Source organism: Streptomyces sp. NPDC018019 (assembly GCF_044327805.1).
Taxonomy (GTDB): Bacteria; Actinomycetota; Actinomycetes; order Streptomycetales; family Streptomycetaceae; genus Streptomyces.
The window spans coordinates 87,722-100,495 of record NZ_JBIRGD010000002.1; the positions used below are offsets into that span (position 1 = coordinate 87,722).

9 protein-coding genes are annotated in these 12,774 nt (G+C 73.0%); 5 read left to right on the plus strand and 4 right to left on the minus strand.

Annotation, left to right across the window (positions count from 1 at the left end; genetic code table 11):
- Positions 1-22: 22 nt before the first annotated feature.
- Positions 23-1,339 carry an MFS transporter gene (locus ACH4FX_RS03640; protein ID WP_398474746.1) on the minus strand — a complete coding sequence of 439 codons (1,317 nt, stop codon included), beginning with the start codon at positions 1,337-1,339 and terminating at the stop codon, positions 23-25.
- A 122-nt stretch (positions 1,340-1,461) separates the two neighbouring features.
- Here ACH4FX_RS03640 and ACH4FX_RS03645 point away from each other — a divergent pair, with 122 nt between their 5' ends.
- The 4 genes from ACH4FX_RS03645 to ACH4FX_RS03660 all read left to right on the plus strand — a co-directional run bounded on the left by ACH4FX_RS03645 (position 1,462) and on the right by ACH4FX_RS03660 (position 7,668).
- Positions 1,462-2,256, plus strand: coding sequence for a (Fe-S)-binding protein (locus ACH4FX_RS03645; protein ID WP_398474748.1), 795 nt, complete (start codon positions 1,462-1,464; stop codon positions 2,254-2,256).
- Positions 2,253-3,728, plus strand: a complete 1,476-nt coding sequence (locus ACH4FX_RS03650) for a lactate utilization protein B (RefSeq protein ID WP_398474750.1) — start codon at positions 2,253-2,255, stop codon at positions 3,726-3,728. The genes ACH4FX_RS03645 and ACH4FX_RS03650 overlap by 4 nt, the downstream gene beginning before the upstream one ends.
- On the plus strand, positions 3,725-4,369 hold the full coding sequence (locus tag ACH4FX_RS03655) for a lactate utilization protein C (protein ID WP_398474752.1): 645 nt from the start codon (positions 3,725-3,727) through the stop codon (positions 4,367-4,369). The genes ACH4FX_RS03650 and ACH4FX_RS03655 overlap by 4 nt, the downstream gene beginning before the upstream one ends.
- A 107-nt stretch (positions 4,370-4,476) precedes the next feature.
- The gene (locus ACH4FX_RS03660; RefSeq protein ID WP_398474754.1) at positions 4,477-7,668 is read left to right on the plus strand and encodes a glycoside hydrolase family 2 TIM barrel-domain containing protein; all 3,192 of its coding nucleotides are present in this window, start codon (positions 4,477-4,479) and stop codon (positions 7,666-7,668) included.
- Between the two features lie 87 nt (positions 7,669-7,755).
- On the opposite strand, the gene ACH4FX_RS03665 is transcribed toward ACH4FX_RS03660, so the two are convergent.
- Positions 7,756-8,892, minus strand: a complete 1,137-nt coding sequence (locus ACH4FX_RS03665; RefSeq protein WP_398474756.1) for a hypothetical protein — start codon at positions 8,890-8,892, stop codon at positions 7,756-7,758.
- 319 nt (positions 8,893-9,211) lie between these two features.
- Between ACH4FX_RS03665 and ACH4FX_RS03670 the strand changes: the two genes are divergently transcribed.
- On the plus strand, positions 9,212-10,390 hold the full coding sequence (locus ACH4FX_RS03670) for an SGNH/GDSL hydrolase family protein (RefSeq protein ID WP_398474758.1): 1,179 nt from the start codon (positions 9,212-9,214) through the stop codon (positions 10,388-10,390).
- Between the two features lie 15 nt (positions 10,391-10,405).
- On the opposite strand, the gene ACH4FX_RS03675 is transcribed toward ACH4FX_RS03670, so the two are convergent.
- Together ACH4FX_RS03675 and ACH4FX_RS03680 are read right to left on the minus strand one after the other, a co-directional pair.
- Positions 10,406-10,828 (minus strand): ASCH domain-containing protein, encoded by a 423-nt coding sequence (locus ACH4FX_RS03675; RefSeq protein ID WP_398474760.1) that lies wholly within the window; start codon positions 10,826-10,828, stop codon positions 10,406-10,408.
- Positions 10,829-10,904: 76 nt separating this feature from the next.
- On the minus strand, positions 10,905-12,767 hold the full coding sequence (locus tag ACH4FX_RS03680; protein ID WP_398474762.1) for an ABC transporter ATP-binding protein: 1,863 nt from the start codon (positions 12,765-12,767) through the stop codon (positions 10,905-10,907).
- Between the last annotated feature and the right edge of the window lie 7 nt (positions 12,768-12,774).

Genomic DNA, 12,774 nt, shown 5'->3' on the forward strand with positions numbered 1-12,774 from the left:
ACGGCCCGCGCGCACCCGTGCCTCAGGTCTCCAGCTTCTGCTTCGCGGTCTCCGGCAGCGTCAGGTACACGACGAAGGAGACCAGGCAGAGCGCGGACACGTACCAGGGGAACAGGTCAGGGTGCCCGGCCTGCTTGAACCAGGTGCCGACATAGGGCGCCGTGCCGCCGAAGAGGGCCACGGTCAGCGAGTACGGGAAGCCGATGCCCGCGGCCCGGACGCGCGCCGGGAAGACCTCGGCGTTCACGGCCGCGGCCACCGCCGTGTAACCGGTCAGCAGCACCATGCCCGCACACTGCACCAGCAGCAGCGACCAGAACGCGTCGGTCACCAGGTGCAGCAGCGGTACGGCGAGCACCGCGAAGCCCAGCGCGAAGCCGAGCAGCAGCGGCTTGCGGCCGATCCGGTCCGAGAGCATGCCGCCGAGCGGCTGGAGCACCGTGAAGAAGAGCAGCGACAGGGTGCCCGCGGTGAGCGCTTGGCTCTTGTCGAAGCCCGCGTTGACCTGCGCGTACGTGGGCAGGTAGGTGGTCCAGGTGTAGTACGCGAGGGTGCCGCCCGCGGTGATGCCGCAGATCAGCAGGGACTGCCGCGGGTGGCGGCGCAGCGCCTCGAAGAGGCCGGGGCGCGTGGCGGCGCGCTGCTCGGCGCTGCGCGTCTCGCGCGCCCCGCTGCGGACCCACAGACCGATCAGGCTGAGCACCGCGCCGATCAGGAACACCACGCGCCAGCCCCACTGCCCCATCTGGCCGTCGGTGAGGACGCCCGCCAGCAGGGCGGCGGTGCCGGACGCGAGCAGCTGGCCGGCGGTGGTGGAGACGTACTGGAAGCTGGAGAACAGCCCGCGCCGGCCCGGTCCCGCCGATTCGACCAGGAAGGTCGTGGAGGCGGCGAACTCCCCGCCGACCGAGAGCCCCTGGACGAGCCGGGCGACCACGAGCACGACCGGTGCCAGCACGCCGGTGGCCGCGTAGGTGGGGGTGACGGCGACGAGCAGGCTGCCGCCGCCCATCAGGAGGATCGTCACGGTCAGCGCGGCGCGGCGTCCCCGGCGGTCGGCAACCGCGCCCATCAGCAGCCCGCCGATCGGGCGCATGAAGAAGCCCACCGCGAACACCGCGAAGGTGGACAGCAGCGGCACCAGGGAGTTGCCGGTGCCCTCGGGGAAGACCCGGTCGGCGATGTAGACGGCCAGGAAGGAGTACGCGTACCAGTCGTACCACTCCACCGCGTTGCCGACCGACGCCGCGGCCAGCTGGCGCAGCTGCGACACCCGTCGCGGCGCGCCGTCCGGCGCTCCCTGTTCCGTTATGTCCGCGGCCTGCTCCGCACGTGTCATGGTCCTCCGCTCGGGGTCCTTCTCCTCGGCCCGCCGCTGGGGCAGGATGAGCCGACAGGTGATCATGTACCGGTGGGGCGGCCCGCCGCCAGCGGTCACGGCGGCCGAAAGGAGATGGCAACGTGCGTGTAGCACTCTTCGTCACCTGCATCAACGACACGCTCCACCCGGACACCGGCCGGGCGGTGATCACGCTGCTGGAACGTCTCGGCGTCGAGGTGGGATTCCCGGAGGAACAGAGTTGCTGCGGCCAGCCGCAGTTCAACACCGGCTACCGGCATCTGACCGAGCCGCTGGTGCGCCGCTTCGACCGGGCCTTCCGGGACTACGACTACGTGGTCACCCCCTCCGGTTCGTGCGCGGCGATGGTGCGCGACAACTACCCGCGGATCGCGGAGCGGGCCGCGGCCGAGGGGCGCGGCGGCCGGGACCTGGCCGAGGCCGCGGCGAACACCGTGCCGAAGACGTACGAACTGACCGAGTTCCTGGTGGACGTGCTGAAGGTGACGGACGTGGGCGCGTACTACCCGCACACCGTCACCTACCACCCCACCTGCCACGGCCTGCGGATGCTGCGCCTGGGTGACCGGCCGCGCCGGCTGCTGGAGCACGTCAGGGGGCTGGAGCTGCGCGAGCTGCCGGGCGCCGAGGAGTGCTGCGGCTTCGGCGGCACCTTCGCGGTGAAGAACCCGGCGGTGTCGGCCGCGATGGGCGCCGACAAGGTGCGGGCCGTCCGGGAGACGGGCGCGGAGGCGGTCTGCACGGTCGACAACTCCTGTCTGCTGCACATCGGCGGCATGCTCCGGCGGGAGGGCGCGGCGGCCCGGCCCGTGCACATCGCGGAGATCCTGGCCGCCACGGAAGCCGACGCGCGGGAGCCCGCCCGCGCCTCCGCCACGGAAGGGAGCCCGCGGTGAGCGGCACGTACCTCGGCATGCCCGCCTTCCCCGCGGCCGCCGCGTCCTCCACGCAGGACACCCGGCTGCGCGCGAATCTGCAGTACGCCACCCACACCATCCGCGACAAGCGCGCCAAGGCGGTCGCCGAGCTGGACGACTGGGCGCGGCTGCGGGCCGCGGGCGCCGCCGTCAAGGACCGTACGCTGCGCCACCTCGACCACTACCTGGAGCAGCTGGAGGAGTCGGTGACCGCGGCCGGCGGGCAGGTGCACTGGGCGGCGGACGCCGCCGAGGCCAACGCCATCGTCGCCCGGCTGGTGCGGGAGACCGGCGAGCGCGAGGTCGTCAAGGTCAAGTCGATGGCGACGCAGGAGACCGGGCTGAACCGGGCGCTGGCCGAGGCGGGCATCAGCGCGTACGAGACGGATCTGGCGGAGCTGATCGTGCAGCTCGGCGACGATCTGCCGTCGCACATCCTGGTGCCCGCGATCCACCGCAACCGGGGTGAGATCCGGGACATCTTCCGCGAGCGGATGGGCCGCTGGGGCCGCCCGGCGCCCGAGGGGCTGTCCGACGCGCCGAACGAGCTGGCGGAGGCGGCGCGGCTGCACCTGCGCGAGAAGTTCCTGAACGCGAAGGTCGGCATCTCGGGCGCCAACTTCATGGTGGCGGACACCGGCACACTCGTCGTCGTGGAGTCCGAGGGCAACGGGCGGATGTGCCTGACCCTGCCGGAGACGCTGATCTCCGTCGTCGGCATCGAGAAGGTGGTGCCCACCTGGCAGGACCTGGAGATCTTCCTCCAGTTGCTGCCCCGCTCCTCGACCGCCGAGCGGATGAACCCGTACACCTCGATGTGGACCGGGACGACCGACGGGGACGGCCCGCGCACCTTCCACCTCGTGCTGCTGGACAACGGGCGCACCGACACCCTCGCCGACACGGTGGGCCGCCAGGCGCTGCGCTGCATCCGCTGCTCGGCCTGCCTGAACGTGTGCCCGGTGTACGAGCGGGCCGGCGGGCACGCGTACGGCTCGGCGTACCCGGGTCCGATCGGCGCGATCCTCACCCCGCAGCTGCGCGGTACGGCGAGCGAACTGGACGCCTCGCTGCCGTACGCCTCATCGCTGTGCGGCGCCTGCTACGAGGTGTGTCCGGTGGCCATCGACATCCCGGAGGTGCTGGTGCACCTGCGGGAGCGGGTGGTGCAGGGCGGCAAGGTGACGCGGCGCGGGGTCAAGACCGTCCTCAAACCGGCCAAGGGGCACGCGGCGGAGCGGGCCGTGATGCGCGCGGCGGGATTCGCCTTCGACCACCCGGGAGTGCTGCGGGCGGGCCAGCGGCTGGCGGGCCGCACCCGGCGGCTGCATCCGCGCTGGCTGCCGGGGCCGGGGCACGCCTGGTCGGACACCCGGGACCTGCCGCCGGTGCCGGCCGAGTCCTTCCGCGACTGGTGGCGGCGTACGCGTGGAGAGGAGCGGGGCAAGTGAGCAGCCGGGATGTGGTGCTGGCGCGGGTGCGCCGGGCGCTGGCGGACGTACCGCGCGGCGAGGGGCCCGAAGACCCGCCGGTGCCGCGCGACTACCTGCGTGTGCACGGCTCCCGCACGGCGGAGGAGCGGGTGGCGCTGCTGGCGGAGAACCTGGCGGAGTACCGGGCGCTGGTGCATCACTCCGGCGAGGACGACGTGCACATGCTGATCAAGCGCCTGCTGAACGAGCACGGCGCGCGCTCCGTGCTCGTACCGCCGGGGCTGGACCCGCGGTGGCCGGCCGCCGCCGATGCCACCCCCGTCCACGACCGGGCGGAGAGCACCACGCGCCGGCTCGACGCGGTGGACAGTGTCGTCACCGGCTGCGCGGTGGCCGTCGCGGAGACCGGCACGATCGTCCTGGACGGCTCGCCCGACCAGGGGCGCCGCCGGATCTCGCTCGTCCCCGATCACCACATCTGTGTCGTGCGGGTCCCGGACCAGGTCGTCGACTCGGTGCCGCAGGCGCTGGAACGGCTGGACCCCACGCGGCCGTTGACGTGGATCTCGGGCCCGTCGGCGACCAGTGACATCGAGCTGGACCGGGTGGAGGGGGTGCACGGGCCGCGGAAGCTGGAGGTGATCCTCCTCAAGGAGTGAGGCGCCCGGGAGGGCGGCGGCGTGAAGTGGCCAGCGGTGGGCTTGTGTTGAGCACCGTGCCGGTTCGACCCTGACGCTTCCTGTTGCCTTGCGTTCGGAGCTGTCGCATGAACGTACGCCGCATCAACCGCCGGTCGTTCCTCACCACCGGCGCCGCGCTGGCCGGGTGGGCGGCGTTCGCCGCCCAGAAACGGTCCTTCGCCGCCACGGCCGGTGCCGCTCCCGCCGCCGGCGACGCGTGGGACGCCGCGCCGCGGATCTTCCAGGTCAACCGCGAACCGGCCCGCGCCCGCCTCGTCCCGTACGCGGACGCCGGGGCGGCGCTGGACGGGAGGTTCACCGCGTCCCCGTACTACCGCTCGCTCAACGGCCGCTGGCGCTTCCACTGGTCGAAGAACCCCGGCGAGCGGCCCCGCGACTTCTTCGCGCCCCGGTACGACGACAGCGGCTGGGACCACATCACCGTGCCGTCCAACTGGGAGATCGAGGGCTATCCGGAGCCGATCTACCTCAACGTCAAGTACCCGTGGATCGGGTACGAGGACCCGCGCCCGCCGCACGTGCCGCACGGCTTCAACCCGGTCGGCTCCTACCGGCGTACCTTCACCGTGCCCGCGGACTGGGACGGCCGCCGCACCCTGCTCTCCTTCCAGGGCGTGAAGTCCGCGTTCTTCGTGTGGGTCAACGGCGAGCGGGCCGGCTACAGCGAGGACAGCTACACCCCGGCCGAGTTCGACATCACCCAATGGCTGCGGCCCGGCACGAACGTGCTGGCCGTCGAGGTCTACCGGTGGTCCGACGGCAGCTGGCTGGAGGACCAGGACATGATCGACCTGTCCGGGATCTTCCGCGACGTGTACCTGTACTCCCTCGCGCCGGTGCATCTCCAGGACCTGCACGTGCGCACCGCTCTGGACGCCGCGCACCGCGACGCGGAGCTGACCGTGTCCGCGACCGTGCGCAACCGGGGCGCGGCAGCGGCGGGCGAGCACCGGCTCAAAGCGGTGCTGTACGACGGGCGGGGGCGGCCGGTGCTGCCCGCGCCGCTGACGGCCGCGGTCCGCTTCACCGGCGGGCCGGACGTCACGGTCGCTCCGCAGGCCACCGTCCAGGCCCCGGCCCTGTGGTCCGCCGAGACCCCGAACCTCTACACGCTCGTGCTCACCCTCACCGGACCAACCGGCCGCACCGTGGACGTGCAGAGCACCCGGGTCGGCTTCCGCTCCGTCTCCTACGGGCCCGGCCGGCTCACCGTCAACGGCCGGCCGGTCGTCTTCCGCGGCGTCAACCGGCACGAGACCGACCCCGACCACGGGCAGGCCGTCCCCGAGGAACGGATGCTCCAGGACATCCGCCTCATGAAGCAGCACAACATCAACGCCGTCCGCACCTCCCACTACCCGGCCGACCAGCGCTGGCTCGACCTGTGCGACGAGTACGGGCTGTACGTCGTCGGCGAGGCCAACCTGGAGTCGCACGGGGTCCGCGACTGGCTGCCCGGCAGCCTCCCGGCGTGGACGGGGGCGTGCGTGGACCGGATGCGGTCGATGGTCGAGCGGGACAAGAACCACCCGTCCGTCGTGGTGTGGTCGCTGGGCAACGAGGCGGGCCAGGGGCTCACGTTCGTGGCGATGGCCGACTGGACGCGCCGCCGCGACCCGTCCCGCCCGCTGCACTACGAGGGCATGAACGCGGTTGCCGACATCGAGAGCCGGATGTACGCCAAGCCGGACGAGGTGGAGCGCTATGGGAAGTCGGGCAACCCCAAGCCGTTCATCCTGTGCGAGTACGCCCACTCCATGGGCAACAGCACCGGCAACTTCCAGGAATACTGGGATGTCTTCGAGCGCTACCGGAACCTGCACGGCGGCTTCATCTGGGACTTCGTCGACCAGGCCATCCGCCTCCCCGTCCCCGGCGACCCGCAGCGCACCTACCTTTCCTACGGCGGCGACTGGCACCCCGGCTACCCGACCGACTGGAACTTCAGCTGCAACGGCATCGTGTCCGCCGACCGCGTGCCGCACCCGGCCATCCACGAGGTCAAGAAGGTCTACCAGGCCGTCCGGGCAGCCGCCGCCGACCTCGCCGCCGGTACGGTACGGATCACCAACCGGCAGCTGTTCCTGGGGCTGGACGATTACGAGCTGCGCTGGGAGGTCACCCAGGACGGCGAGCGCATCCAGCACGGCACACTCCCCGCGCCACAGGCCGCGCCCGGCGAGGACGCGACCGTACGGATTCCCTTCACCCGGCCCGAACGGCCCGCCCCGGGCGCCGAGTACTGGCTGAACCTGTCCTTCGTCCTGCGGCACGCCACCCGGTGGGCGGACGCGGGCCACAGCGTCGCCGCCGAACAGCTCGCACTCCCCTGGCACGCCCCCGCGCCCGCCGGCCCCTCCCCCGCCGGGCTGCCGCCGCTCGACCTCACCGAGACGGACCGGGCCGTGACGGTCAGCGGGCGGGACCTGGAACTCGTCCTGGACAAGGCGAGCGGCACCCTGTCGGCCTACCGCCACCGCGGGCGGACGCTGCTGACCGCCGGGCCGGTGCCCAACTTCTGGCGCGGCCCCACCGACAACGACATCGGCCGCGGCGCGCACACCTCACTGCGCACCTGGCGCGAGGCGGGCGCCAAGCGGACCGTGACGCGGGTGACGGCAGCGCAGCCGTCCGCCTCGGAAGTGACCGTCGAGGTCTCGGCCACCCTGCCCACCGCCCCCGCCGCCTCCCGCTGGGACACCGTCTTCACCGTGCGCGGCGACGGCGAGGTGCGGGTCCGGCACACGCTCACGCCGGGCGCCGGGCTGCCCGACCTGCCGATGGTGGGCGCGCTGCTGACCGTACCGGCCGGGCTGGAGACCTTCGGCTGGTACGGGCGGGGGCCGCACGAGAACTACTGGGACCGGCGTACGGCGGCGTTCGTCGGCCGCTACCGCAGCAGCGTGGACGCCCAGTTCGGCCCGTACGTCCGGCCCCAGCAGACCGGCAACGTGACCGATGTGCGCAGCGCCTCGCTCACCGCCAGCGACGGTACGGGGCTGACCGTGCGCGCGGAGCCCGGCGACGGCGCGCCGCTGCTGGAGCTGAGCGCCCTGCACTTCGCACCGTCCGACCTGGAGAGCGAGCGGCATGAGCACCCGTACGAGTTGAAGCGGCGCCCCGAGACCTTCCTCGGCGTCAACCACCGCCAGACGGGGGTCGGCGGGAACGACTCCTGGGGCGCGCCGCCGCTGGAGAAGTACGTGCTGCACGCCGACCGGGTCTACAGCTACGCGTACCGGCTGCGGCCGGCGTGACGCCGGTGCCCCCGCCCCGGCGGGGGCACCCTGCCCGTGGCCCGGTGGCGTCCTGCTCGTACACGGGACGCCCTACTCGTGCATGACCTACTCGTACATGATGTACTCGGGCTGCGGGCGCAGGGCCAGGACCTCCTTGTGCGTCATCAGGCGGCTGCCCTCGGTGTCCTCGTCGTAGAAGAGCTTGAAGCCGGTGTGCATACCCTGCGGCAGCTTCCTGACCAGGTGGTTCCAGGTTTCCCGCTTCAGCCCCGGAGAGCCGATCCCGTCGGCGCACTTGACGGCGGCGACACCGGGCTGCGGCCGGAAGGCGTACTGGTCCCGGACCACCGAGCCGGCCACCTGGTGGAAGATGAACGGCTTCTCCGGCAGGTCGTGCTCGTGGACCAGGCCGGAGAGATAGCGGGCGATCTCGGTGAGTTCGCGGCCGTCGGTGCTCCCGTAGGTGTCGCCGGGCGTCTCGCCGGGGCCCATCTCCCACTCGGGGTCCAGGGCGATGCCCACGTCCGGGTGTACCAGCCACTCGCGCAGCGCCTTGACCTCGCCGAGGGCCGAGGCGCGGCCGGGCTGGATGTTCAGGAGCAGCAGCGCGCGGTGCTTGCGGGCCGCCGCGTGGAAGCGGCGGACGGTGTCGGCGGAGGTACGGGAGCGGTAGGTGCCGTCGGAGCCCGGCTCGGCGTTGGCGACCACCGCCAGCAGCTCCAGGACGGGCAGCGGCTCGCGGTCGGCGGCGTAGGTGTGGGCGAGCTTCTCGATCTCCCGGGCACGCTCGTCCAGGCCGCCGGTGCCGAGGCGGCCGAGGGCCGCGAAGCCCGGCAGGCCGCAGAAGCCGACGAGCCGGTGACGGGGGAACAGCTCCCGGCCCCCGCGCGGCAGCTGGGGCCGTTTCCTGGCCGGCCCGGGCGAGGGGCTGCTCTTCCCGGCGTCCGCGGTCCGGGGCGGCGCCGCGCCGGCCGGTGCCGCGTCGCCGTCCGACTTGCCGGCACACGCGGTGAGGAGGCCGAGGCCGGCCGCCGCGGTGGCGGTCAGGACGCCGCGGCGGCCCGGCTCGCGCGCCGGGCGCCCGTTCGAGGCGGTCGCATGGGTCGGGCCGGTGGGGCCGGTCGCGTCCGTCGGGCCGGTCGAGCTGGTGGGGCCGTTCGGGCCGGTGGGTGCGCGGGCCGCCTGCCGGGCCGCCGGGTGTCCGTCGTCGGCCGCGGGCCGGCCGGGTGCGCTGTCGACCACGTCGCCTCCGTGTGTCCGTAGGGGTGTGCGTGCCGTCCGGTGAGAGGTCTGTGTCGGGTGCCTTGCCGGGGGTGACCGCATGAAACTCCCCTCGGCACGCCCTCTGCCCTATCACGATCAAGATTGCGCCAACTTCGACCGACCGGGCGGTGACGCGCCGCTCACCCGCTCGCCGTCCCCGGCTCCCGCCTTCGGCCGCAGGGTGACCCTCGCATGGGTAGGCACCCGGTGCGTACGCAGCCCGGAGGGCTGGGTGGCCGCGCGCCCGCTCGGCAGACTCATGATCACCGCACCGACGACCGGGAAGAGAGTGACCGTCATGAGCGACGCCATCGTGTGGCAGGCCGGCTGGAGCACCGCCGTACAGCGCCCCAGCTCCGGCTTCGACAAGAACTGGGCGGAGGAGGGGTTCGCCGACCAGACGGTGCGTCAGGTCGTCCGGGTCACCGGCTCCGGCACGGCGGCCCGCGTGAAGCTCTCCAACCGCTACGGCACGGCCCCGCTGGAGATCACCGGCGCCACCCTCGCCCGTACGGACCGGGGCGCGGCCGTCCAGGACGGCACCACACGCCGGCTGACCTTCGCGGGCGCCGGAACCGTGCGCGTCCCGGCGGGCGGCGAGGTCTGGAGCGACGCGGCCGACGTCCCCGCCGCCCCCTTCGACAAGCTGACGGTGAGCCTGTACTTCGCCCGCCCGACCGGCCCCGCGACCTTCCACGCCCAGGCGTTCGCCACCGCCTACCGCGCCGCGGGCGACCAGCTGACCGCCGCCGACCCGGCGGTCTTCACCGAGACCACGGTCTCCTGGTACTTCCTCGCCGACGTCGAACTGGCCGGTGCCGGCCCGGCCCGGCGGGACACCGTGGTGGCGTTCGGCGACTCGATCACCGACGGCTTCTCCTCCACCCCCGACACCGACCACCGCTACCCGGACGCGCTCGCCGGGCGGCTGGCCGAAGCGGGCCTGGACCGCCCGGTCCTCAACGCCGGAATCGGCGGAAACCTGCTGCTCAGCGACGCGCCATGGTTCGGCGAGCGGGCCGCAGCGCGCTTTCGGCGGGATGTGCTGGACAAGCCCGGGGTACGGACCGTGATCGTGCTCGCCGGCCTCAACGACATCGGCTTCAGCGAGGTGGACCCGGCCACGTACCCGACGTACCGCCCGAACCCGGACCGGTCCGCCGAAGCGGTCATCACCGGCTACCGCAACCTGATCGCGCAAGCCCACACGGCCGGAGTACGGATCATCGGCGGCACGCTCCTGCCGTTCGAGGGCGCCGAATACCACACCCCAGCATCCGAGGCGAAGCGCCGGGAGATCAACGCGTGGATACGCGGCTCCGGCGCGTTCGACGCGGTCGCCGACTTCGCGACGGCCCTCGCCGACCCGTCGAACCCGGACGCCCTGCGGCCCGCCTACGACAGCGGCGACCACAAACACCCGAACGACGCGGGATACCGGGCGATGGCGGAGGCGATCGGCCTGGCGGAGCTCTGAACCCGCCCCGCCGCCCTACAAACGCTCGACGACCCGGAACCGTTCCGCCACGACCAGGGTGTCGTCGTCGACGCTGAACTCCGGGTCGCCGAGGGCCTCGCGCATCTGCGGGCCGTGCCAGAAGCTCTCGTGGTCGGCCCGCCAGTCGGCCACGGTGGCGTGGCCCTCCCCCTCGTCCAGCACGTGGCGCAGGTCCACGTCGACCAGGCGCAGCACCCGTACGTCCGTCACCTCGATGACGGCGACGGGGCGGCCGTCGGAGGCGGGAACCTGGTAGCGGTCACCGGCTCGCGGCAGCGGATCGCCCGCGTGCCCGTAGTCCGCCAGCAGGCCCGTCGTGGTGGTCTTGGCACCGGAGAGGACGGCGGCGACGAGCCGGTCCCGCAGCGGGCCCGGATAGGCGAACTCGAAGGGCGGCAGGTCCGGGTGGGAAGGCATGCGGCTCACCCTAGAGGCGCAGCCGGGTGGCGCACCCGCGCATTTCGGGGGCGGTCCGGTGCGGCCGGGGCCGCCCCTACCCGGGGGTCAGGTCGGCGGACAGGGGCTGGTCACCGTGGGGCACGAGGTGTGCGTCACGCCGTACGAGGGCCGCGTACCGGCCGCCGGCGGCGAGGAGTTCCTCGTGGGTGCCGCGTTCGGCGATCCGGCCCGCGTCGAGGACGACGATCTGGTCGGCGTCGCGGACGGTGGACAGGCGGTGCGCGATGGTGATCGTCGTACGGCCCTTGGAGAGCGCGTCGATGGCCTGCTGCACCGCGTGTTCCGTCCGGGTGTCCAGCGCGCTGGTGGCCTCGTCGAGGACGAGGACGGGCGGGTCGCGCAGGATGGTCCGGGCGATGGCCAGCCGCTGCTTCTCGCCGCCGGAGAAGCGGTGGCCGCGCTCGCCGACGAGGGTGTCGTAGCCGTCCGGCAGGGCCGCGATGTGGTCGTGGATCTGCGCCGCGCGGGCGGCGGCTTCGAGTTCCTCGTGGGTGGCGTCCGGCTTGGCGAAGCGGAGGTTGTCGGCGACGGAGGCGTGGAAGAGGTACGTCTCCTGGGAGACCACGCCGACCGCGCGGGCGAGCGAGTCGAAGTCCAGGTCGCGCACGTCGGTGCCGTCCAGGGTGACCCGGCCCGCCGTCACGTCGTACAGGCGCGGCACCAGGTAGCTCAGGGTGCTCTTGCCGCTGCCGGTCGCCCCGACGACGGCCAGGCTGCTGCCGGCCGGGACGGTCAGGTCGATGTCGCGCAGGGTCGCCGCGGCGGGCACCGCGGGCGCGTCGGGGCCGCGGTCCTGGTGGTCGTACGCGAACGTCACGTTCTCGAAGCGGATCTCACCGCGCGGCTCGGCCAGGCGTACCGGGTGGGCCGGTTCGGTGATGGTGACCGGCAGATCGAGGTATTCGAAGATGCGCTGGAAGAGCGCGACCGAGGTCTGCATCTGCACGCCGGTGGACAGCAGGGAGACGGTGGGGCGCAGCAGGCCCTGCTGGAGCGTGACGAAGGCGACGAGGGTGCCGAGGGAGAACGCGGGGCCGCCGAGCTGGAGGACGAGTCCGGCCGACCAGTAGATGACGGCGGGCATGGCGGCCATGACGATGCCGATGGTGGCCATCCGCCAGCGGCCGGCCATGTTGGCGCGGACCTCCAGGCCGACCAGCCGCTCGGACTCGGCGGCGAAGTTCCCGGTGAGGGAGTCGGCGCGGCCCATGGTGCGGCCGAGCAGGATGCCGCTGACCGAGAGCGATTCGGTGACCATGGCGGACATCGCGGCCATCTGCTTCTGCCGTGCGGTGGTGATCTTCTTGCGCTCGTTGCCGACCCGGCGGCTGATCCAGACGAAGAGCGGGAGCAGCAGCAGGGAGACCAGGGTCAGCCGCCAGTCGAGGGCGAGCATGGCGACGACGGTGGCGACCACCGAGGTCAGGTTGGAGACCAGGGAGGTCGCGGTGGAGGTGACGGTGGCCTGCATGCCGCCGATGTCGTTGGCGATGCGGGACTGCACCTCGCCGGTGCGGGTGCGGGTGAAGAACGCCAGCGGCATCCGCTGGAGCTTGGCGTAGACGGCGGTGCGCAGGTCGTGCATGACGCGCTGGCCGACGGTGGTCGAGATCAGGGTCTGCAAAACGCCGAAGACGCTGGTCAGCACGGCGGTGGTGATCATGCCGACGGCGAGCAGGGTGAGCAGGCCGGTACGCCGCTCGGGGATCGCCACATCCAGCACGGCGCGGAGCAGGAACGGGGAGGCGACCGAGACCAGGGAGGAGGCGGCCACCAGCACGCCCACCGTGGCCAGCCGGCCGCGGTAGGGGCGGAAGAGGGCGAGGATGCGCCGCACCTGGGCCGGCTGGGCCGGGTCGCGGGGCGGCGGGGTCCACTCGGGTTCGTCGGGGCGCATGGGCTCC

What these genes read in the sequence shown, in the direction of transcription:
- ACH4FX_RS03660 (WP_398474754.1), top strand. Translation starts at nt 4,477, where the DNA reads ATGAACGTACGCCGCATCAACCGCCGGTCGTTCCTCACCACCGGCGCC.
- ACH4FX_RS03675 (WP_398474760.1), bottom strand. Translation starts at nt 10,828, where the DNA reads ATGCCTTCCCACCCGGACCTGCCGCCCTTCGAGTTCGCCTATCCGGGC.
- ACH4FX_RS03680 (WP_398474762.1), bottom strand. Translation starts at nt 12,767, where the DNA reads ATGCGCCCCGACGAACCCGAGTGGACCCCGCCGCCCCGCGACCCGGCC.
- ACH4FX_RS03670 (WP_398474758.1), top strand. Translation starts at nt 9,212, where the DNA reads ATGAGCGACGCCATCGTGTGGCAGGCCGGCTGGAGCACCGCCGTACAG.
- ACH4FX_RS03640 (WP_398474746.1), bottom strand. Translation starts at nt 1,339, where the DNA reads ATGACACGTGCGGAGCAGGCCGCGGACATAACGGAACAGGGAGCGCCG.